Annotated in this window: 14 protein-coding genes and 2 tRNA genes; 2 read left to right on the top strand and 14 right to left on the bottom strand. The window is 60.3% G+C overall.

Annotation, left to right across the window (positions count from 1 at the left end):
* Positions 1 to 19: 19 nt before the first annotated feature.
* From recJ to ABGT73_RS04325, 10 genes are all read right to left on the bottom strand, one after another.
* Positions 20 to 2,053 carry a single-stranded-DNA-specific exonuclease RecJ gene (recJ, locus tag ABGT73_RS04370; protein WP_346668602.1) on the bottom strand — a complete coding sequence of 678 codons (2,034 nt, stop codon included), beginning with the start codon at positions 2,051 to 2,053 and terminating at the stop codon, positions 20 to 22.
* Between the two features lie 29 nt (positions 2,054 to 2,082).
* Positions 2,083 to 3,249 carry a hypothetical protein gene (locus tag ABGT73_RS04365; RefSeq protein ID WP_346668601.1) on the bottom strand — a complete coding sequence of 389 codons (1,167 nt, stop codon included), beginning with the start codon at positions 3,247 to 3,249 and terminating at the stop codon, positions 2,083 to 2,085.
* Between the two features lie 16 nt (positions 3,250 to 3,265).
* On the bottom strand, positions 3,266 to 4,867 hold the full coding sequence (locus tag ABGT73_RS04360) for an FAD-dependent protein (RefSeq protein ID WP_346668600.1): 1,602 nt from the start codon (positions 4,865 to 4,867) through the stop codon (positions 3,266 to 3,268).
* Between the two features lie 22 nt (positions 4,868 to 4,889).
* Entirely contained in the window at positions 4,890 to 6,188 is a 1,299-nt protein-coding gene (locus tag ABGT73_RS04355) for a CdaR family protein (protein WP_346668599.1), read from the bottom strand.
* Positions 6,172 to 7,068: a diadenylate cyclase CdaA gene (gene cdaA, locus ABGT73_RS04350; RefSeq protein WP_346668598.1), complete on the bottom strand. Its 897-nt coding sequence runs from the start codon at positions 7,066 to 7,068 to the stop codon at positions 6,172 to 6,174. The genes ABGT73_RS04355 and cdaA overlap by 17 nt, the downstream gene beginning before the upstream one ends.
* Before the next feature lie 57 nt (positions 7,069 to 7,125).
* A complete protein-coding gene (ispF, locus tag ABGT73_RS04345; protein ID WP_346668597.1) occupies positions 7,126 to 8,265 on the bottom strand; it encodes a 2-C-methyl-D-erythritol 2,4-cyclodiphosphate synthase in 1,140 nt (379 codons plus the stop codon).
* Between the two features lie 220 nt (positions 8,266 to 8,485).
* Complete coding sequence (gene spo0A / locus ABGT73_RS04340; protein ID WP_346668596.1) at positions 8,486 to 9,244, bottom strand: sporulation transcription factor Spo0A; 759 nt, start codon at positions 9,242 to 9,244, stop codon at positions 8,486 to 8,488.
* A gap of 306 nt (positions 9,245 to 9,550) precedes the next feature.
* Positions 9,551 to 10,768, bottom strand: a complete 1,218-nt coding sequence (spoIVB, locus tag ABGT73_RS04335) for a SpoIVB peptidase (RefSeq protein ID WP_346668595.1) — start codon at positions 10,766 to 10,768, stop codon at positions 9,551 to 9,553.
* 108 nt (positions 10,769 to 10,876) lie between these two features.
* Entirely contained in the window at positions 10,877 to 11,617 is a 741-nt protein-coding gene (locus tag ABGT73_RS04330; protein ID WP_346668594.1) for a hypothetical protein, read from the bottom strand.
* A gap of 181 nt (positions 11,618 to 11,798) precedes the next feature.
* Positions 11,799 to 11,885, bottom strand: a tRNA-Leu gene (locus ABGT73_RS04325).
* A gap of 234 nt (positions 11,886 to 12,119) precedes the next feature.
* Here ABGT73_RS04325 and ABGT73_RS04320 point away from each other — a divergent pair.
* Positions 12,120 to 12,842 (top strand): DUF975 family protein, encoded by a 723-nt coding sequence (locus ABGT73_RS04320; protein ID WP_346668593.1) that lies wholly within the window; start codon positions 12,120 to 12,122, stop codon positions 12,840 to 12,842.
* Positions 12,843 to 12,881: 39 nt separating this feature from the next.
* On the opposite strand, the gene ABGT73_RS04315 is transcribed toward ABGT73_RS04320, so the two are convergent.
* Positions 12,882 to 14,078, bottom strand: a complete 1,197-nt coding sequence (locus ABGT73_RS04315) for a cation:proton antiporter (protein ID WP_346668592.1) — start codon at positions 14,076 to 14,078, stop codon at positions 12,882 to 12,884.
* Between the two features lie 207 nt (positions 14,079 to 14,285).
* Between ABGT73_RS04315 and ABGT73_RS04310 the strand changes: the two genes are divergently transcribed.
* Positions 14,286 to 14,377: transfer RNA gene (locus ABGT73_RS04310), tRNA-Ser, on the top strand.
* Positions 14,378 to 14,495: 118 nt separating this feature from the next.
* Here ABGT73_RS04310 and ABGT73_RS04305 read toward each other — a convergent pair.
* The 3 genes from ABGT73_RS04305 to ABGT73_RS04295 form a co-directional block, all read right to left on the bottom strand.
* Positions 14,496 to 16,628: a VacB/RNase II family 3'-5' exoribonuclease gene (locus ABGT73_RS04305; protein ID WP_346668591.1), complete on the bottom strand. Its 2,133-nt coding sequence runs from the start codon at positions 16,626 to 16,628 to the stop codon at positions 14,496 to 14,498.
* Positions 16,629 to 16,786: 158 nt separating this feature from the next.
* Positions 16,787 to 17,032, bottom strand: a complete 246-nt coding sequence (secG, locus tag ABGT73_RS04300) for a preprotein translocase subunit SecG (protein WP_346668590.1) — start codon at positions 17,030 to 17,032, stop codon at positions 16,787 to 16,789.
* Positions 17,033 to 17,131: 99 nt separating this feature from the next.
* Positions 17,132 to 21,439 (bottom strand): PolC-type DNA polymerase III, encoded by a 4,308-nt coding sequence (locus ABGT73_RS04295; RefSeq protein WP_346668589.1) that lies wholly within the window; start codon positions 21,437 to 21,439, stop codon positions 17,132 to 17,134.
* Between the last annotated feature and the right edge of the window lie 34 nt (positions 21,440 to 21,473).

Below are 21,473 nucleotides of genomic sequence, written 5' to 3'. Positions count from 1 at the left end.
TTCTCCCCCTTTTTGCATTTTATGCCCTGGCTGCCTGTCGGGCCAGCTTTTGCAGCACCGGCGCCGAAGCCAGGTCCTGTTTTCCGCTGACCGGCACCGGCAGCCAACGCCCGTTCTGCTCCTCAATCAATCCCAGCTCCTGCAAGGCGGCCAGGCTGGCCAGCGTCTTACCGGTGTTTTCTGCGCCCTGCGCCGCAAACGTGGGCTGCAGATCCTCCGCGAAAACCTGCCCGTTCCGGATACGCATATATAGCTTTACCGTATCGTCGCGGTCAGGCAGCAGCGCCTCGGCCCGGGTAGGCTCCAGTTCGGTTCCGGCGCAGAACGCCTCGAACCATGCTGCCTGCTCACTGGGTGTATTGCCAAGTCCGGCCGGCCGGATTCCCTTCAGATGAGCGGAAACCATCGGTCCGCTGCGCCCCGTGAAAATGGAAACTTCCAGCGCCGCATCCACCGCAGCCCCCACAGGGTAGGCAAATTTCTGGGGCGATGTACCGAAAAGCGACGCGAACAGCGTGTGATTGCCCTGCCGCAGACGCACCCGGGTATGGCGCCCCTCCGCGCCCATCGCCCATACACCGTCTATGACAGCCTGCTGTACCAGCAGCACCGGGGTGGGATTTTCCCGTCCGAAGGGCGCCAACCGGGTCAGGTCCCGCACATTTTCCAGGGAAAGTTCATCCAGACCCACGGCGGCATCCAGCTGCAGGGTGGCCGGCGCCGGGCGGGCCGCATGGTGGGCCGCCCAAGTATTGATATTCTGCCGGAAGGCCGGGAGTTTTTCTTCCTCGATCTCGATGCCTGCCGCCGCCGCATGGCCGCCGAACCGGATCAGCAATTCGGAACAGGCTGCCAGTGCGCTGTGCAGATCGAAACCGTCGGGCGCCCGGCCGCTGCCACGTCCCTCCCCCTCGTGGAGGGAGATGACAATCGTCGGCCGGCTGTACCGCTCGGTCAGGCGCGCCGCCACAATACCGATCACGCCGGGGTGCCAGTCTTCCCCGGCCACCACCAGCACGCGGTCCCGCAGCCTGGCGGGATCCGCCTCCAGCACCTTGCAGGCAGCTCCAAAAACCTCCTGCTCGGTCTGCTGCCGCTCGGTGTTGATTTCGGCCAGCCGCGCCGCAATCCCGGTGGCCTGCTCCTCGTCGCTGCAGAGCAGCAGTTTCAGCGCCACTGCGGCATTGTCCATCCGGCCCGCCGCATTGAGCCGCGGCGCCAGACCGTAACTGACCGTATCGGTGGTTACCGGCTTGCCTGCGTATCCGCCGCTCTCCAGCAGCGCATGCAGGCCGGGACGCATGGTGTCCTGCAGAAGGGCCAGACCTTCCCGGACCAGCACGCGGTTTTCCCCGGTCAGTGGCATCACATCCGCCACGGTGCCCAACGCCACAAACTCGCCGTACATCTCGAGAAGTTCGGCCGGGTCACACCCTTCCAGGGCGGCACAGAGTTTGAAGGCAACACCCGCACCGCACAGGTTCTTGAAGGGGCTTTCATCATCGGCACGCTTGGGGTCCACCACGGCCACCGCCTCGGGCAGTACATCACCGGGCAGATGGTGGTCGGTGATCACAAGGTCCAGCCCCAGTTCCCGGGCGCAGGCCGCTTCCTCCACCGCCGAGATACCGTTATCCACCGTGATGACCAGCTTGAAGCCCTTCTTGGCCAGCGCCTCCAGCGCCGGGCGGGTCAGGCCGTAACCGCTGCCGCGGGTCGGCAGTTTGCAGCGCACATGGGCCCCCTGACTGGAAAGACATTCGTAGAGGATGGCTGTGGCGGAAATACCGTCCACGTCGTAATCGCCGTAGATGACGATGAGCTCCTCCCCTTCTATGGCACGTTCAATGCGCTCCACCGCCTTGTCCATGTCCCGCAGCAGGAACGGGTCCGAAAGGTCTGCCTCCGGTTCCAGCAGCTGACGGGCCTCCCCCTCATTGCAGACGCCGCGGGCCGCCAATACCCGGCGCAGCAGTACGCCGCAGCCGGCAGCGGCCAGTTTTTCCTCCGCCCCCGGCTCAGCCGTCTTGATCTGCCAGGCAGGATATTTCATCGTGCTTCGCTCCTTACCGAAAACAGCAGTCACCGGGACAGCGAACTGCCATTTTTAAAATCTGATTCAAAATCGTGGGTCAACCCATCCTGGCGCAGCATAGTTTCCAGTGTATCAATCTCAGTGGAAACATCCAGGCTCACATCCTGCAGCAGCGTGTCGTAGAGCTTGCTGTAGGCCAGGTTCAGCGTGTGCAGAATGCCGGTGATATCGCGGCGGATTTCCTGCGCATGCTGTACATCCGTATCTCCCAGTCCCTGGGCCGTGTCCAGAAGTTTTTGCGTGGTGGGCAGGTAGTACTCCCGGAACCGCCGGATTCTGGGAAGCTGCTCGGGATGATTGTGCACAAAGCCCAGAATGGCGGCACAGTTTTTGCGCATCTGCACCAGTTCTTCCGCCGCGTCGGCGCCCAGCTTTCCGTCCACACGGGCCAGATAGTCAAGAAACGCCGCACCCTCCTGCTGAAGCACAGTGGCATCATCCATTTCGGGTGCCCGTTCTTCCTGCGGGGCAGGTTCGGGCGGCTGCGGCGCCAGACGCCCGGTGTCCAGATACAGTTTTCCGTCCGGCTCCAGCACGGCATCCGGGAAATCCCCCTGCGCCACCGCCTGGGCCAGATCCTTCTGCACCCGCTCCTGGGGCACTGCGCTGTCCCGCGCCAGCGCGGTCAGGTCACATACCCAGTTCCGGGCCAGGCGTAAATAGCACCGAAGCCGTCGGACATACCGGTATTTCCTGACGCCAACGCCGCCCATAATGCCAAATCCCACGGCAAGCGGTGTGAAACAGCCCATCAGGATGGGAAACACCAGAAACTGTTCCCGGGTGATGCCCAGCGCCTCCGGCCCCGCGGCGGACAGCGCCCACATCACAATGGCGGCAATGCCAAAACCGCCCGCAAAGATCCAGCCCGTCACGGCCAGCGCCATGGCTTCGCTCTGCTGTTTGTTCTGCAGGCGACGGTCCAGGCGGCGCTTCCACTGGGCAAAGGGGAGCTCCCGTTCGGGAGTTCTGGCAGACTCCAGGCGCTCCCCCACCCATTCCAGGGCTTCTGACAGACCTGACAGTACCGTTGATCCCAGACCCGTGCCGACCCGCACGGCACCGTTGACCAGTTCGTCCCAGTCCGGCGTCTGTTGGCCCTGGAATTTTCCTTCCTGTGGTCCTTTTTTCTCTTCTGAAGTATGATTGGTCATAGACATCCTCAATCGGTCAGTGCGCAGCCGGTGCGTGGCTTTGCATCAGCGCCGCCGCACACCGCACGCCGTCCACCGCTGCAGTCATGATGCCGCCCGCGTAGCCAGCCCCCTCGCCGCAGGGATACAGTCCCTCCAGCGCCGTGCACTGCAGGCTGTCCGCATCGCGCAGCAACCGCACCGGGCTGCTGGTCCGGGTTTCCAGGCCCGTCAGCACCGCGTCAGGCGATCGGTAAGCCGCCAGTTTGCGGCCAAAGGCGGCAAGACCTTCCCGCAGCGCCCCGGACAATTCCTCGGGCAGCAGCGCCCCCAAGTCCGCCGGTGTGACCCCGCGGGGATAGGTAGGCTGCACGCGGTCCAGTTCCAGCCGGCCCCGCCCCTGGAGGAAGCTGCCCACCGTTTCGGCCGGTGCACGGTAGGCACCGCCGCCGGCCCGGAAGGCCGCCTGCTCCAGACGGCGCTGAAAGGCAACCGCCCGGGCGGGGTCCTGGTCGAAGTCCTTGCCGTCCACGCTGACCACCACCGCCGCGTTGGCGTTGCGGCCGTCGCGGGCGTGCAGGCTCATGCCGTTGGTGACCACGCCACCTTCCTCGCTGGCTGCCGCACAGACGGTACCGCCCGGGCACATGCAGAAAGTGTAAACACAGCGCCCGCCGCCCACATGCTGGCTGAGCTGGTATTCTCCCCGGGGCAGGGACGGATGCCCCGCCGCCCCGTGATAAAGGCTGCGCTCGATTTCGGATTGCAGATGTTCGGCGCGGAACCCCACCGAGAAGGGCTTGCATTCCAGCGGCAGTGCCGCCCGGTGCAGCATGGCGAAGGTATCCCGCGCACTGTGGCCCACCGCCAGAATCAGACTGTCACAGGCAAAGGCTCCCGCCGAAGTCTCAATTCCGGTGAGCACACCACTCCGGCTCTCCAGGCTGGTGAGAGCGGTGTCAAAATGCACTTCCCCGCCGAGCGATTCAATCTCACCGCGAATGCTGCGGATGATGCCGCGCAGAAGATCGGTCCCCACATGGGGTTTCTGCCGCCAGGCGATGTCCGCCGGAGCCCCGTGGGCGAGGAACGCCTGGGTCACAAAGGCGCACAGCGGATCCCCCACCCGGGTGGTCAGTTTGCCGTCCGAGAACGTTCCGGCGCCGCCTTCGCCGAACTGGATGTTGGCGTTGGGCTCCAGTTGGCCGGTCTTTTCAAACTGTTCCACCGCCTGAATGCGGCGTGTCAGGTCCGGCCCCCGTTCCAGGACCACCGGACGGTAGCCGGAGCGTGCCAGCAGCAGCGCCGCAAAAAGGCCGGCCGGACCGAGCCCCACCACCACCGGGCGATGGGACAGCGGCGTTTTGCCCACCGGAAAGGAAAATTGCGGCGGCCGTGTGAAACAGACACAGGGCGAGGCCCCGGCCAAAGCCGATTCCTCACCCTCGTCGTTGAGTGTGACTGCGATGGTATACACCAGCACGGGTTTGCCGTGCCGGGCATCCACCGAAAGTTTGGCCACCCCCGTCTGCGCCGCACGAGCGGGCGTCAGACGCAGGATGTGCAGGGCCTGCGCCGTCGCCTCGGCATCGGGGTCGGGGCAGGACAGCGGCAGGCGGATATTGCGGACCAGAAGCATAGACAAATTCCTTTGGGCGTTTTTATTTGGCGACGACCTCGCACTGGACGGTATAGCTGCCCGTGGCGAAGATGCGGGTGGAGGACGGGATCTGGATGGTCACGGGAATGCTCTGCTGCCCCACCGTCAGATTCACGCTCTGGCAGTCGATCTGCGCCACCACACTGTCCGCCGAGAGCGCGGCAATTTCATCCGCCGGGCCGTACAGCTTCACGCCCGAGACAAGAACGGACAAAACCTCCAGCTCATAGTTGCTGGGCACGTTGATGGGCTTGATGTTGGAGATGTTCAGCGTCTTGGAGTCCATATCCTCCGTGTCAAAGCTCAGCGTCACACTGGTGACGCCGTCCAGCGAGACGATGCCGGAAGGCAGTTCCACCAGCCGCTGGTAATCCCGGCCCGGCTCAAATTCCTGGGCCAGGTCGAAGTCGGTGACCGTCAGTTCTTCCAGGGCGCTCACGGTGCGGGCCGGGCCGGCCACGCGCAGCGTGTTCTGGCTCAGCGAATACTTCAGGCTGCTGGTGTCGAAGTTGGTGGGCATGCCGATGAAATCCACCACCAGCGGCAGTTCCCGCACCTGGTAGACCGTCAGGGTCACGTTGGCCGTTTCACTTTCCATCGTAGTGTACTGCGGTGTGAAGGTCAGGCCGTTCTCATCCCGCAGTTCCAGCGTCGCCGGCACTGTGGTGGTATCGGACAGCGCCGATTCGCTGCTGACCGTCGCCACCACCGAGGAGATCTGATCCAGTTCGCTGGTGGGACCGCGCAGCGTGACTTCCGCCGGGACAGCCGCCGACTTGTTGAGCATATACCCGTCCGCGACGGAAACGCCGGAGGCATCCACCGTCACCGGCAGGGTCTTTTCGCTGACTTCATCAAAAACCACATCGATGGTCTTGGGATTTTCCACCGTGCACTCGATATCACCCGGGAAATCCGTGGTATTCACCAGCCGCGCCTGCAGGCGCAGCGTAACCTTGCCCGGGCCGCTCACGCCGGCGTAGCTGGGATACACCATGATATCGGAATTTTGAATATTGCCGATGATCGTGCTGTTGCCGCTCACCCGCACATCCACCGTTTCCAGATCGGGTTTTTCCACGATATCCAGCCCCTGGGACGTATAGGTGGAAGCCGAGTTGGCGTAGTTGATGGGGACATCCTGCACGGTATAGCTGCTCTGCGGATCAATGCTGATGGTGACCACCATCCAGGCGAAGATGCCGCAGAACAGCGCCAGCAACAGCGAAAACGCCGGGTGATTCCACGGGGAAGTGCGCCCCGCGCCCGCTTGCGGCGCCGTGTTAGTCGGCTTTTGCATGGCTCTTTGCGCCTCCTTTGCGCAGAAGATTCTTCAACGTGGGGACCCGGGCCTCGGCGGTTTCCTCCGGCGGAACGACCTCCTCCTGCAGCAGGTTGAAGAGATTCTGCCGGTCCAGGCGGCGGATCAGCACGCCGTTTTTGGCCATCGAGATGATGCCCGTTTCCTCACTGACAATGACAACGATGGCATCGGAGTTTTCGCTCATGCCCAGGCCCGCACGGTGGCGGGTTCCCATGTCCTTGCCCATCTCCAGGTTGTTGGACAGGGGCAGAACGCAACCGGCCGCTACGATCACACCGTCCCGGACCACCACGGCACCATCGTGCAGCGGTGTGCCCTCGTAAAAGATGGTGCCCAGCATCTCCGGGATAACATCGGCATGCATGGGCGTGCCGGTGCGGATGATCTCCTCCAGATTGTTGTTGCGCTCCAGAACCATCAGGGCGCCGGTGCGGGTATCGGAGAGCTGCTCCGCCGCATCACAGATGGCCACCACGGCACTCTGCCAGACCCCCCGCAGCGAAGGGTCCGCGCGGCGGTTGCCAAAAAGCCGTCCCGCCCAGACCGTCGTCTGGCCCATGCGCTCCAGCGTGCGGCGCAGTTCCGGCTGAAAAATGACAACGGCCGCCGTAAAGCCTATGGTCAGCACGTTGTTCAGCACCCAGGTCACGGTCCGCAGATTGAGCATGTACGCCAGACCGTAGAAAATGACGATGAGCAGAATGCCCTTGACCAGCTGACCGGCGCGGGATTTGCGGGCAAACTGGATCAGCTGGTAAAAAGCAAAGGAAATGATCAGGATATCCAGCGTGTCGGATATCGGATCAAAAGCACGCAAGGTACTTGCGATGGTAGAAATCCACTGGTTTTGCAGCATGAACTGCCGGGCCCCCTTCCCCCGCCTATGTAGTCAGAATCGCCGCCGGCGCAAGGTTCAGCGCTCCAGCAGCACGACGGCGTGCGCGGCAATGCCGCGCCCCTCTCCGGTAAATCCCATGTGTTCTTCGGTGGTGGCCTTTACGCTCACCGCGTCCAGCGGAATGTCGAAAGCCTCCGCGATATGGGCACGCATAGCCGGAATATGTCCGGCCAGCTTGGGTGCCTGACAGAGAATCGTGGAATCAATGTTGCCCACCGTGTATCCCTGCTCCTGCACCAGCCTGGCCACCGCACGAGTCAGAGCCAGCGAATCGGCTCCCTTATAGGCAGGGTCGGTGTCCGGGAAATGCTTGCCGATATCCCCCAGCGCAGCGGCCCCCAGCACCGCATCCATGATGGCGTGCAGCAGCACATCCGCGTCGGAATGTCCCAGCAGGCCCTTCTCATAAGGGATCTCCACACCGCCCAGGATCAGCTTGCGGCCTTCCACCAGCTGGTGCACATCATAGCCATGTCCGATACGCATTGTCTTCTCCTTCTGCAGATCTTCCTTTGTGGTGATCTTGAAATTTTCGTAATCCCCTGCCGTCAGCGTTACCGGGATGCCCGCCAGCTCCAACAGACTGCAGTCATCCGTCACCTGGGAAGCGGTATCCTCCCGCAGACTTGCCAGTGCCCGTTCATACAGCGCACGGTCAAAGCATTGGGGTGTCTGCACGGCGTACAGCGTTGCCCGGTCCGGCGTATGGTCCACCGTCGCGTCGGAACGGACCACCTTGATGGTATCCTTCACCGGCACCGCCGGGGCCGCTGCACCGGTGCGGGCCGCCGCCTGCAGGGCTTCGGTGATGACCGCCTGACTTACGAAGGGACGTGCGGCATCGTGGATGGCCACCAATGTGCCCTTCGCGGCTGCCAGACCGTTGCGCACACTGTCGGCACGGGTGGCCCCGCCCTGCACCACCACACAGGGTTTTGTGCAGGCGGCAGCGATCTCTTCGCAGGCGGCGCGGTTTGCCCCCGCCACCAGCACCAGCTGGGTCACCGCCGGGTGGGACGCCAACGCCGCGCAGCTTTTTTCCAGCACCGTCTGTCCATCCGGCAGACGATAGCTGAGTTTATCAAACCCCATACGCCGGGACGCGCCCGCTGCCACAAGGATGGCAGTAACCTCCGGGAGCCGCTGTTCGGCCATGGTGTACACTTCCCTTCATACACTAGTAAGTTTATTATACAGGTTCCCCGGGGAAAAATCCACTAAATTTCCCAGGAATTTTTGTGCACAGCGAAAAAATTGCCGCCGGCACGTTCAGCCGGCAGCAATCCTTCTCCCCGGGTTCCTGCATTTTCTGTCTTCCGCCTTTTGGGACAGCAAAATACCAGGCCGCCCGCCAAGGCCTGCCTGGTATGTTTGCTTATGCACGGCGCTTTTTGTCCAGACGAATCTTGTCCGCGATCATCGCAATGAATTCGCTGTTGGTGGGCTTGCCGCGCAGATTGTGAATGGTGTATCCGAAATAGCTGTTCAGGGTATCCACGTCGCCCCGGTCCCAGGCCACCTCAATGGCATGGCGGATGGCACGCTCCACCCGGCTTGCCGTTGTGCCGTTGCGCTTGGCGATCTCGGGATACAGCCGCTTGGTCACGGCATTGATGTACCCATGATCCTCCGTCGTCAGAAGAATGGCATCCCGGAGGAACTGGTATCCCTTGATATGGGCGGGCACACCGATCTGATGCAGGATCTCGGTGACGGTCAGTTCATCGGAATCCTGGGAGCTGACCGCGGGACGGCTTGTCCCGCCCGCCGCTTTGAGCACCCGAGTCACCAGCACACTCTCGTCAAAGGGTTTCACAAAGAAAAAGGAAAAGCCGTTATCCAGCAGTTCCTGTTCCATCTCCTCACTCTGGAAGGCGCCGGTCACAAAAAACGTGGTCCGGGTACCGCTGGTATTCTGCGCCTCATAGCGCTGCTTCACCGTGATGGCATCCAGATCCGGCATGAAGGCGTCCAGCAAGGCGGCCTGCGGATGTACGTTCAGCAGGGTCTCCAGCGCCTTGTCGCCGTTTTTCTCGCATACTGTCACCGCCACCCCCTTGGCTTCCAATGCCTGGCGGCACAAAGCGGACACCTGTGCGCCGGTATCAGTCATCACGAATTTGATCTTTTCCATCATCATATCCTCCAGACATATCTCGGGTCCCAGGCATTTGGGCGACGGCGTGCGCTTTATGCGTTGGCGTTCCGCCTGCCGGGTTTCGTTTACGATGGAAATTTTACCATATTTTTCCATCTATCGCAAGAGGATTTTCCAGTTTTTTTCACCGAAAAGGCAATTTTCGTTCGACCGTTTTTCCAGTTTCCCACCAGTTTTTTCGTTTATACGGCATTTTTTATAATTCTTTCCTCCGTTTCTGCAAAATCCCCCATTCCTATATCTGGAATATATTTCCATTTCCACTAGTTTTTACATTTTCTTTCATGGTACAACGGCGTCCGCCTTTTCCAGCATGGTGGTGGCAAAGATTCCGTATCCTCGGGTGGGATCATTCACCAGCACATGGGTGACTGCACCGATCAGCCGGCCATTCTGTACCAGGGGTGAGCCACTCATCCCCTGCACAATCCCTCCGGTAGCCGCCAGCAGTTCCGGGTCGGTGACTTTGACCAACAGGTTCCGGTTGGGGTCTCCGCTGGTCATATTCACCCGCTCAATGCGCACCTGGTAGCGCTTGGGTGTGCTGCCGGAGATGGTCGTCCAGATTTCCGCATCCCCCAGGGCGATCTGCTGCGGCTGGGCCACCGGGCAGCTCTGCCCCGCCGCAGCCCCCGTATAAGCACCGTATACGCCGGTGGCATCGTTGGCCAGGACGGTTCCTGCCGCCGCCGCGGAAAATTCTCCGCGCAGCTCGCCGGGGCTGCCCGCCGTTCCGCTTACGCACCCTGTGATCATGACGGGCACAATCTCGCCGGACAGCAGCGTGATATCCGCACCGGTATCGGTATCGCTGATGGCATGGCCCAGTCCCCCGAAAGTACCGTTCAGCGGGTCCAGAAAGGTCATCGTACCGATGCCTGCACTGGAGTCCCGCACCCAGATGCCCGCCCGGTACGCCCCCGTGGCGGCGTCCGCAACAGGGGTCAGCGTGGTGGTATACTGCTGCCCGTCCCGCCGGTATACCAGGGAAATCGGCTTACCATCCGCGGCGGTGATGGCCTGGGTCAGTTCCTCATTGCTGCGGATGGAGCGTCCCGCCGCCGATACGATCAGATCTCCCAGCTTCAGCCCCGCTTCCTTGGCCGGGTTTTCCGTGCCCAGGGCCGTATACTGATCGGAAAACGCCACCACCAGCGCCCCGTCGGAAAACATCTTGATGCCAAAGGGTGTGCCGCATACCTGCACGCTGCGGCTTTCTGTGTCCACGGTGCGCACCGTCTTGATGGGTATGGTGCCGAACAGCGCCAGCGTCACATTGCGGCTGGTGTCGGCGTTGGTGCGGCCCACCTGTGCCGTCTGAGCCGGAACTTCCCGCACCGTGACCCAGGGCATGGAAGCGATATGAAAGGTACCGCCCTGGTCGGTTGTGTAAAAGGTATCGGGCAGCGCCGCCCGCAGCGCCGCCACTAGGCATCCCGACAGGATTGCCAGGAGCAGCACCACCGTCAGCAGGGCACGCCGTATGCGATGTTTGGGCATAAGAAATCCCCTCCTGCCGGATATCCTGTGCAGGAGGGGACAAAATTATTACCCTTTAGCGAAAGACTTCGAAACAGGGCGAACCCGTACCCGGGAGAATGGCGCGCCTCAGCGCTCCGGCTGACGCCCCGGGCGCAGTTTCTGACAATACTGGGTGCAGAGTTTGTCTGTGCACTCAGAACACTGCAGCGCCACATTGGAATGATCCCAGAATCGCTCGGGATACATCATGACGCACAGTTCCCACACCAGCCAGGCCACTCCCGCCATGGCCGCCAGCGAGGTGGCGTAGAACCCGCCGATAAAAACCAGCGGAGAGAACATCATCAGGTGATCCCAGTTGAAGATGCGGCAGGTGGTGCAGCAGCGGTTCTTCATGATCAGCCGGAAGGGGCACCAGACCAGCACACAGATCAGGTCGCACACATAAAACAGAACCGAGATCATGAACAGGGCGATCTTGTCGATCACGCCGGTATAGTACAGCACACCCAGCACCGCCACCAGCACGCACCACAGAATGAACACCTTGTACGCCGCCTTGGTGGTGCTGACGATGTAGTTTTTCAGTGCCTCGTAGTTGATCTTCTCACGGATGGGACGGAAGCGGTTGGCAAACAGCTTCTGGGATCCCAGCGGCACCTTGTTGCGGATGGGGATGATCTGCAACACCATATCCGTGACCCAGACGCACCACAGGAAGTGCAGCGGTGACAGTTCCGTGAAGAAATGCATGCCCTCCAGCACCGAGAAGGCCTGCCGGTAGAAAAAGCACATCCAAAGGCAGACTCCCAGCAGCAGGCAGCGCCCCACCAGTCTGGCAATATAGATTTTTCGGGTTTTGGACATGATTTTACATCCTTCTGCATAAGTTTTTGTTTTCCCCGCCCCGGAAGCGGCCGGCGCGGCAATACCAGTATACTATATTTTCACACGATGGCACAAGTATGGTGCCGACAGATATTTTTCTGCGGCCATGCCGCCCGTGCTTTTACAAAGAAAAATCCCGAACACTTTCGTGTTCGGGATTTGGTGCGGATGAAGGGATTTGAACCCACACTCTTTTAAGGGAACTAGAACCTGAATCTAGCGCGTCTGCCAGTTCCGCCACATCCGCATATTTGCTGTCGTTTCCGTGTCTTGCGTGGCCGCTTGACCCGGGCGACGTGTATTATTATAGCCGCACTCCCCCTAAATGTCAAGCACTTTTTTCAAAAAATTCCAAATTATTTTTGTTTTTTAAAATAAAACGTAACACCGTCTTTTTGTGTTCGAATCACTTGCTTTCCCGGCCCGATTTGCTATAATGTGCTTAACGAATGGAGGTGCAAACACCATGTGGACATGTTCCATGCTGAAAACCAATGCCCGGGAAGCACTGCGCGGGCGATACTGGCGTTCCTTCTGGGGCTGCTTTCTGATCGCTATGCTGGGCGGCGGAGGTGCCGTCAACGTCAGTTTCCTGTATTCCCCTGAAAACACGGCTTATTATCTGGAAAACCTGCCAAGCTATCTGTTGGCGTGGCTGGCCATCGTCTCGGTCATCGGCGCGATCTGCGGTGTGCTTTGGAATATCTTCCTGACGGGGCCGCTGCAGGTGGGCAGTAACCGCTATTTTATGGAGAGCCGGCAAACCCCCTCTCCCATCAGTACCTTTTTCAGCGTGTTCCATACGCCCTATCTGAACGTGGTGAAGGTTTCCTTCCTCACCTCGCTGAAAATTTTTGCGGGGATGATCCTGTTTCTGATCCCCGGTATCTACTGGGCCTACTGCTACGCCCTGGTTCCCTACCTGCTGGCCGAGAATCCCTATATGAGTACCTCCCGGGCCATGGAACTGAGCCGGGAGATGATGTACGGCGAAAAGTTCCATTTCTTCCTGCTGGAGCTTTCTTTCCTGGGTTGGGCTCTGCTGTGCGTCCTGACGCTGGGAATCGGCATCTACTTTCTGTCCCCCTACCTGAGCGCCACCTACGCGGAATTTTACGCCGCCATGCGCGCCAAGGCCCTGGCTCAGGGTCTTTCCACCACCCAGGAACTGGGCGGTTTCGTACGGCACAAAGAAACCTTCTGAAGGCACAAAAATCCCGGTCCTGACGGGCCGGGATTTTCTTTACGCCTGTACCTGATGGGGATGGGGCTGCGGCGGCATCTTCACAAAGAGATTCTTCAGCACCAGCGGTGTGGCCACCGAGGAAACCACGATCATCAGAATGACCGCCGTGAAGTAGACGGGATCGACCACGCCGACTTCCAGGCCTTTCTGCGCCACAATCAGCGCCACCTCGCCGCGGGTCATCATGCCGACGCCCACCTTGAGGGAATCACCCCAGTTGAAGCGGCAGACCTTGGCCGCCAGACCGCAGCCGATGATCTTGGTGACCAGCGCCACAATCACGAAGCAGACACAGAACAACAGAATGTCCGGTGTCAGACCGGAGACATCGGTTTTCAGACCGATGCTGGCAAAGAACACCGGCGCGAAAATCACATAGTTGCTGATATCCACGCGGCGTTCCACATAGGAGGCATCCGCCATGGTGCACAGCACAATACCGGCAATGTAGGCACCGGTGATATCGGCAATGCCGAAGTACTGCTCTGCCACATAGGCCAGCGCGAAGCAGAAAGCAATGCTGACAATGGTGATGCGCTGGGTGTGGGGATTGCGCTTGTCCAGCCACTGCATGGCATAGTGGATGATGACACCCACCACAACGGCCACCACAAAGAAGAGCACCGTGTTCAGCAGCACCTGGCCCAGACCGGTGCCTTCGCCGGAGCTGGCGCCGATGACGCAGGTCAGCACCACAATGCCGATGACATCATCGATGACCGCCGCACTGACAATGGTGGTACCGAGGAAGCTTTTCAGATGCCCCAGTTCCTGCAGCGTGGCCACCGTGATGGAAACACTGGTGGCTGTCATGATGGTGCCGATGAACAGCGCCCTGTAGAATTCCGTGGTGCCGAGTGCCGCAAAGCCGTAGAACAGGCTGTACAACAGTGTGCCGCCTGCCAGCGGCACTGCCACGCCCACGCAGGCAATCAGGGTGGCAATGGGCCCGGCACGGAGCAGTTCCTTCAGGTTGGTGCCGAGGCCGGTGGTAAACATCAGAAGCACCACGCCGATCTCCGCAAAGACCGAGATGGTGTCATTGCTCTGTACCAGATTGAAAAGGCAGGGCCCTATGAGAAGCCCCGCAATAATCTCCCCGACCACCTGGGGTGCCTTGCATTTGCGCGCGACCAGCGCAAAAAATTTGGCACTCAGAATGATGATTGCCAGATCGCGAAATACTGAATACATGATATGCACACTCCTCCCGATCCGAACAATCGCCGGATTTAGTTATAATTTTAACATGTTTTGGCGGATAGTTGCAATAGTTTCCTCTGTTTTTGTTTGTTTTGACGATTTTCTTTGGTGAAAATGCCAAAAAACTTTTTTCGATTTTTTACTTGACATTCACCCCATAAATTGCTATAATAGCCCATGCAGTCAAACGACTGCCATGGAAAGATGGCTGAGCTGGTCTAAGGCGCACGACTGGAAATCGTGTAGGGCCCCTAAAGCCCTCGAGGGTTCGAATCCCTCTCTTTCCGCCATAAAGAAACACCCTTGGCTTCGGCTGTGGGTGTTTTTTTATTGTTTGTGCTGCATCATGTTTATACAGAAAGAGGCCCGCCCGGGATTGCCCGGGCGGGCCTCTTTTTTCCTGGAAGATTACTCCACCATATATTCAAAGTCGATACGGCCCAGCGCCACATCGGACGCCGCCACACGGATCTTCATGGAAGTGCCCAGCATCCAGCTGCGGCCGGTCAGCGGATCCAGCATGCTGACACCGTCCACCACCTGCGCCTCGCCCTTGCAGAGCTGCGCCGCCGGCACAAAGCCTTCCACGGTATTCTCCAGTTCCACAAAGACGCCGCGGGGCGTGATGCCGGCTACGGTGCCGGTGTACACCTCTCCCAGATGCTCGTGCATATACTCGGCCTTGTACAGGTCCTCCACATCCCGTTCGATGCGCACAGCATCCACTTCCTTCTTGCTGGACTGCTCGCTGGCGCGCTGTGCGAACTCGTTGAAATCCTTGCTGATGCGGTCCGCCGAAGCCCCCAGCAGCATCTCGCTGAGGATGCGATGGATGGCCAGGTCAGGATACCGGCGGATGGGGCTGGTGAAGTGGGCATAGTCCGACAGCACCAGACCGTAATGGCCCAGCGGCTGGGGGGCATAGCGGGCCTTCTGCATGCTGCGCAGAATGCCGGTGTGCACCGGAGTCTGGATGGGCTGGCCGCGGGTTTCATCCAGCAGCGCCGCCAGTTCCAGCTGGGTGGGAATGGGGTTCTTGAACTTGGCGTTCAGGCCGCAGGCCAGCAGCGTGGCTGACAGCTTTTCCATCTTCTCGGCGTCGGGCGCCTCATGGACGCGGTAGACAAAGGGCACCTTGTTGGTGCGGCCCGCATTGGCGGCGCACTGGTTGGCCAGCAGCATGAACTCCTCAATCATACATTCCGACGTGCCGCGGCCCCGCTTGACGATATCCACACAGCGGCCGCTCTCAGGATCGATCACCAGCTTGGCCTCGTCGGATTCAATCTCCATGGCGCCACGCTTGCGGCGCAGGGCCAGACGCTTGCGGTAGAGTTCCTCCATCAGGGGCAGCTGCTCCAGCACCGCAGCGTACTTGTCCTTCAGCTCCGTCAGGTCTGCCCCTTCCTCGGGCTCGATCAGCGCGTTGATCTCCTTGTACACGCCCTTGACACGGCTGCGGATCACCGTCTTGACAAAATGGTAGCCGTGGATATCACCCTCGCTGTCCAGACGCATCAGGCAGGAGAATGCCAGCCGGTCCTCCTCGGGGTTCAGCGAGCAGATGCCGTTGGACAGCTGGGTGGGCAGCATGGGGATGACCTTGTCGGCATAGTAGATACTGGTGGCACGCTCAAAGGCCTCGTTGTCCAGGGCGGAACCCGGGCGGACATAGTGACTCACATCGGCGATGTGCACGCCCAGCTCGTAGCCGCCGTCCTCCAGCTTCTGCAGGCTGATGGCGTCGTCGATATCCTTGGTTTCCGCGGAATCGATGGTGAAAATGGGAATGGCCCGCAGATCCATGCGGTGGGCAGCTTCGGTCGGGTCGATGACCGCATTGTCGTAGGCATGGGCCTCCGCCAGCACCTCGGGAGGGAACTCCTGGCGCACATTGCGGCCGTAGAGAATCGCCTTGGCACACTCCGCCGCGCGGTCGGAGGAGCCGAACTTCTCCACCACGGCGGCGCGATGGTCGCTGTGACGCTGGCCGCGGTGGGTGATGAGGATACCGACCTTGTCGCCGATATGCACCCCTTCGCTCCCCTGCTTGGCCAGCAGGAACTTCACGTCCCGGCAGCCGTCCGGCTCCACCGCCAGACGGCCGTCGTCAGACAAGCAGACCGTACCGGCGAAGCGGTTGTTGGGCACCTTGACCTCCACGACCTCGCCCTCGGAGGAGCCCTCCACACGGGGATGGTCGAACAGCCGGACATCGATCTTGTCCTGGGGCATGGCACCGTGCAGCGCCCGGCCCGGGATAAAGATATCGCCCTGGCCGTCGTCGCGGCTGGCAAAGCCGAAGCGGGCCGCCAGCTTGACCAATGTGCAGGGAATCGTGTTGGGGTTGGCCTCGTTCTGATAGGTGGCAAAGCCCGGCACATAGGTGCCGTTGCGCACCGACAGATGCCCCGTGGCCACCATGGCCGATACGGTGGTGCGCAGGCGGGAATTGTCCACCTGCAGATTGTTCTGCAGTTCACGCAGCGTCATGGGACGGCGCTTGACGGCAGACAAAATACTTTTTTGTAACGGTGTCATATTTACTCCTTTGATTTACGTCGCCGCACCGTCCGGTGCAGCCCTTCCGATGCGGGGCGCACTTCCCCGCCACTTTCCCACAAAAAACGGCCCGCCGGGGCGCAGAGACTTCTTCGCGCTTGGCGGACCCTTTTGTTTTGTGATTGCTGTTTCTCCGATTACAGGCGGGCGCTGAGTACGCAGATGACCAGCACCACCACAAAGAACACGCCGCCAAAGACCTTGGTCCATTTGGCGAGCTTGGCGTCGATGCCGCGCTCACGGCCGGCCGCCATGTGGGTGTTCTCGCCCATGATCGCGGCAGAGAGGCCCTGGCCCTTCTGTTCCTGTGCAAGGGTGAAAACGATGATCAAAAGCGACACTGCAATCAGAACGCAGCCGAGAGCGATCTCATACCAGTTCATTGAATAGCACTCCTTTAACTTCTCATGCGGGGTATAGTATAACACAGATATGCCGATGGTGCAAGCTTTTTTTGAGATTTATTTGCCCATGGGCTCCCCTCACATCAGGCTGAACAGGTCCACCTGACTGGTTTCCGGCAGATTTCCCAGCGCGCCCACCGAGCGGAGCTTGTCGAACACCGAACTGGCCACGCCGCTGGCCTGCTGCAGTTCCTCCACCGAGATATATTCCTGGCCATGGATGGTGGCCTCCTCCAGCGCCACGGCCGCCGCTTCGCCCAGACCGCGCAGCGAGGTGAACGGCAGGCGGACCTTGCCGTCCTCCACCACGTATTTGCTGGCGTGGCTCTTGCCCAGTTCGATGGGCAGGAACTGACAGCCGCGCTGCAGCATCTCGTTTTCCAGCTGCAGGCTGACCAGAGCGTCGTCGTCCTTGGCGGTGCGTTCTTCCTTGGGAATGTGCTCGTTTTCCCGCAGGTGTTCCTTGGCCACCCGCACGCCGCCCACGGCTGCCTCGTAGTCGATATCGGCGCCGCGCACCGTGAAGTACACCGCGTAGAAGATAGCCGGATGGTAGACCTTGAACCACATCAGACGGATGGCCGCCATCAGGTAGGCCACCGCGTGGGCCTTGGGGAACATATACTTGATCTTACGGCAGGATTCGATGTACCAGTCGGGCACATCGTGTTCCCGCATGGCTTCCTCCCAGCCGGGCTGGAAGCCGCCCTTGGCCACCTTGCCTTTACGGACGGCCTCCATGATATCAAAGGCCATCTTGGGCTCCAGCCCTTTGCGCAGCAGGTACAGCATGATGCTGTCACGGCAGCCGATCACTTCCGCGATGGTGCAGGTGCCCGAGCGGATCAGTTCGTCGGCATTGTTGGTCCAGACATCGGTGCCGTGGGAAAGGCCGGAAATCTGGATCAGTTCGGAGAAATTCTTGGGCTGTGCGTCCAGCAGCATCTGCCGCACGAAGTTGGTGCCCATCTCGGGGATGCCGAAGGTGCCGGTTTTGGAGCCGATCTGTTCCTCGGTGACGCCCAGCGCCGCCGGGCTGGTGAGCAGACTGTACACCTTCTCATCGTTCATCGGCACCGAATCGATGGGAATGCCGGAATACTCCTCGAAGTACTTGTAGAAGGTGGGCACATCGTGGCCCAGCTCGTCCAGTTTGAGCAGCGTATCGTGCAGGTATTTGAATTCGAAGTGGGTGGTCAGCAGACCGCCCTTCACGTCGTCCGCCGGGTGCTGGATGGCACAGAAATCGTAGATATCGAAGGTGTCGGGCACAACGACCATGCCGCCGGGATGCTGGCCGGTGGTACGCTTGACGCCGGTACAGCCGATGACCAGACGGTTTTCCTCGGCACGGTTCACCGTCTTGCCCCGCTCCTCCAGATACTTCTTGACGTAGCCGTAGGCGGTCTTGTCCTGCAGACCGGACACCGTGCCGGCCTTGAAGACGTTTTCCTTGCCGAAGAGTTCCTCGGTATAGCGGTGGACGTGGGACTGGTACATGCCCGAGAAGTTCAGGTCGATATCCGGTTCCTTGTCGCCGTAGAAGCCCAGGAAGGTTTCAAACGGAATGTCGTGGCCTTCCACGATCATCTTGTGCCCGCAGACCGGGCAGTTTTTGTCGGGCAGGTCGAAACCGTCCATGTGGACGCCGTCGTCAATCCACTCGCTGTGTTTGCATTCGGGGCACAGATAGTGGGGCGGCATGGAGTTGACCTCCGAAATGCCGGAGAAGTGGGCCACGGCGGACGAGCCCACCGAGCCACGGCTGCCCACCTGGTAGCCGCCCGCATTGGAATAGGCCACCAGACGCACGGCAATGACGTACAGAACCGCGTAGCCGTGGCCACAGATGGAATCCAGTTCCTTTTTCAGGCGCTTCTGCAGCACGTCGGGCAGCGGGGTACCGTAGTCCCGGGCCGCGTGCTTCCAGGTGTCATCCCGCAGTTCCTGCTCGGCGCCGGGAATGCTGGGCGGATAGGTGCCCTTGGGAATGGCCCGCAGATTGTTGTCGATGGTGGCGGCAATCTTGTTGGGATTGGTGACCACGATCTCAAAGGCCTTGTCCTGGGGCAGATAGCTGAAGTCCTCCAGCATTTCCGTGGTGGTGTGATAGTAGAGCGGTGCCTGGTTGTCGGCGTCCTTGAAGCCGTTGCCGGCCTGCAGCACCGCCCGGTAGATCCAGTCCTCCGGCTCCTGGAAATGGGAGTCGCCGGTGGCCACCACCGGTTTGTGCAGGTCCTCGCCCAGCTGGATGACCGTACGGTTGAAGTTTTTCACCGCCTCGATGGAATCCACCTGACCGTTGCGGACCATGAATTCATTGTTGCCCAGCGGCTGCACTTCCAGATAATCGTAATAATCGGCGATGCGCAGCAGCTGTTCGTAGGGCTGGCCCGCCACGATCGCCCTGTAAAGTTCACCTGCTTCACAGGCCGGAGAGAGCAGAAGGCCCTCCCGGTATTTGTTCAGCAGGCTGCGGGGCACACGGGGCTTTTTGAAGAAATACTGGGTGTGGGCCGCGCTGACAATGCGATAAAGGTTCTTCAGTCCCACCTGGTTCTGCACCAGAATGATCAGATGGTAGTATTTCTTCTTCAGCACTTCTTTGTTGCCGCCCAGGCCGGTGTTGATGGCCTCCACCGTTTGGATGTCCTTCTCCTGCAGGTCATTGAGCATGACCTCGAAGATGCGGGCCAGTGCCATGGCATCGTCCACGGCGCGGTGGTGGTTGAAGGGCGGAATTTCCAGGTGCTTGTTGATGGTATCCAGCTTGTAGTTGCGCAGTCCCGGGAACAACGCCTGGCCCATGGGCAGCGTATCGATATAGGTGTTCTCGTCAAAGCTGATGCCCGCCTTCTCCCCTGCCTTGCGTATGAAGAGCATATCAAAGCTGTGGGCATTGTGGGCCACCAGCACATGGTCGCCGCAGAACTCCTTGAAGGCACGGATGGCCTCCTCCGGCGTGGGGGCATCGGCCACCATGGCATCGTTGATACCGGTCAGCTCCACTACCCTCTGGGGGATGGGCTTGCCGGGATTCACGAAGGTGCAGAACTTCTTTTCCTCGTTGATTTTTCCGTTCTCCACATAGACGGCGCCGATCTCGGTCAGCGCCTCCACGTTGGAATCCAGGCCGGTGGTCTCGGTGTCAAACACCACAAAGGACCCGGACAGCGGCATCTGGGCCTTGCCGTAGACCGCCGGGATCATATCGTCCACGAAGTAGGCTTCACATCCGTAGATCAGCTTGAAATTGGGGTCGTTCTTGTGGATATCATCGGTGGCCAGCATGGCTTCAGGATAGCCCTGGCAGACGCCGTGGTCGGTGATGGCAATGGCGCGATGACCCATGCGGTGGGCCAGACGCACGATCTTGCCGGGGTCGTTGAAGCCGTCCATCGAGCTGGACTTGGTGTGCAGATGCAGTTCCACCCGCTTCTGCCCCTCGGGGGCGGTATCCTGGCGGGGTTCCCGCTCCACCTGCAATACATCGTAGGGCATGATGACGTAGTCATGCTCATACTTGTCATACATATAGTTGCCGCGCACAATCAGCGTGGTGCCGGGCTTGAGGCCCTCCCACTTGGACATGTCGGCGTCCTCGTCGCCCAGGATCTTCAGGTTGACCGAACCCGTATAGTCGGTGATGGAGGTGAAATAGATCTTGCGGCGGCTGCCCTTGACCTCGGTGGCAAAGACATCGCCCCACACCACCACCTTGCCGCCGTCGCCCAGATCGTTGAGGCGGCGGGTCTCGGTGGGTTTGAAGTTCTTGCCGTAGAACACCTTGACCGGCTTGTTGGACAGCGACAGTCCCTCGATGGTGAAGTCGGGCGGCGTTTCCTTGGCCTCGAACTTGACCACCGGGGTCTTCTCCTGCAGGTACTGCTCGAACTCCTCCTCGGTGCGGGCGTTGCCGGTATCGGCCAGCCGCACAATGGGCAGCGAGCCTGTGCGCTCCTGAATCAGTTCCGCCAGTACCCGGGGCAGCTCCACACTTTCCAGAATGGTGCGTCCGGCATTGACGCGAACGGTGATGCCGTCCTCGCCGAACACCACCGGCTCGTTCTTGTCCAGAAATCCGTTGACCGGCATGCCCTTCTCTTTCAGCTCCTCGATCATCAGCCGGACCGCTTCCGGCGTGATATTCGGGTAGGAGAAATAATTGCGCAGATGCAGTTCATACCCCGCAAAGACTTCCCGCAGGGATGCACAAAGGCGCCCGCACAGCGCCTGGTCCAACGGCTCGGCACTGCGCAGGCAGATGATCACCTGACGTTTGGTACGGTGCAGTTCCACCCGATCGACCAGTACACTGCCGAACGCATTGCAGAACTGCTGGTCCGCCGTGAACTGCGGCCAGACCTGGGTAACAAGTGGTTTCAAAGTAACTCCTTTGCAACTGGGAATGCGAAACTTC

This window comes from uncultured Subdoligranulum sp. (assembly GCF_963931595.1).
Taxonomy (GTDB): Bacteria; Bacillota; Clostridia; order Oscillospirales; family Ruminococcaceae; genus Gemmiger.
The sequence above is the reverse complement of the archived record's forward strand: the minus strand, read 5'-3'. Positions and strand labels throughout refer to the sequence as shown.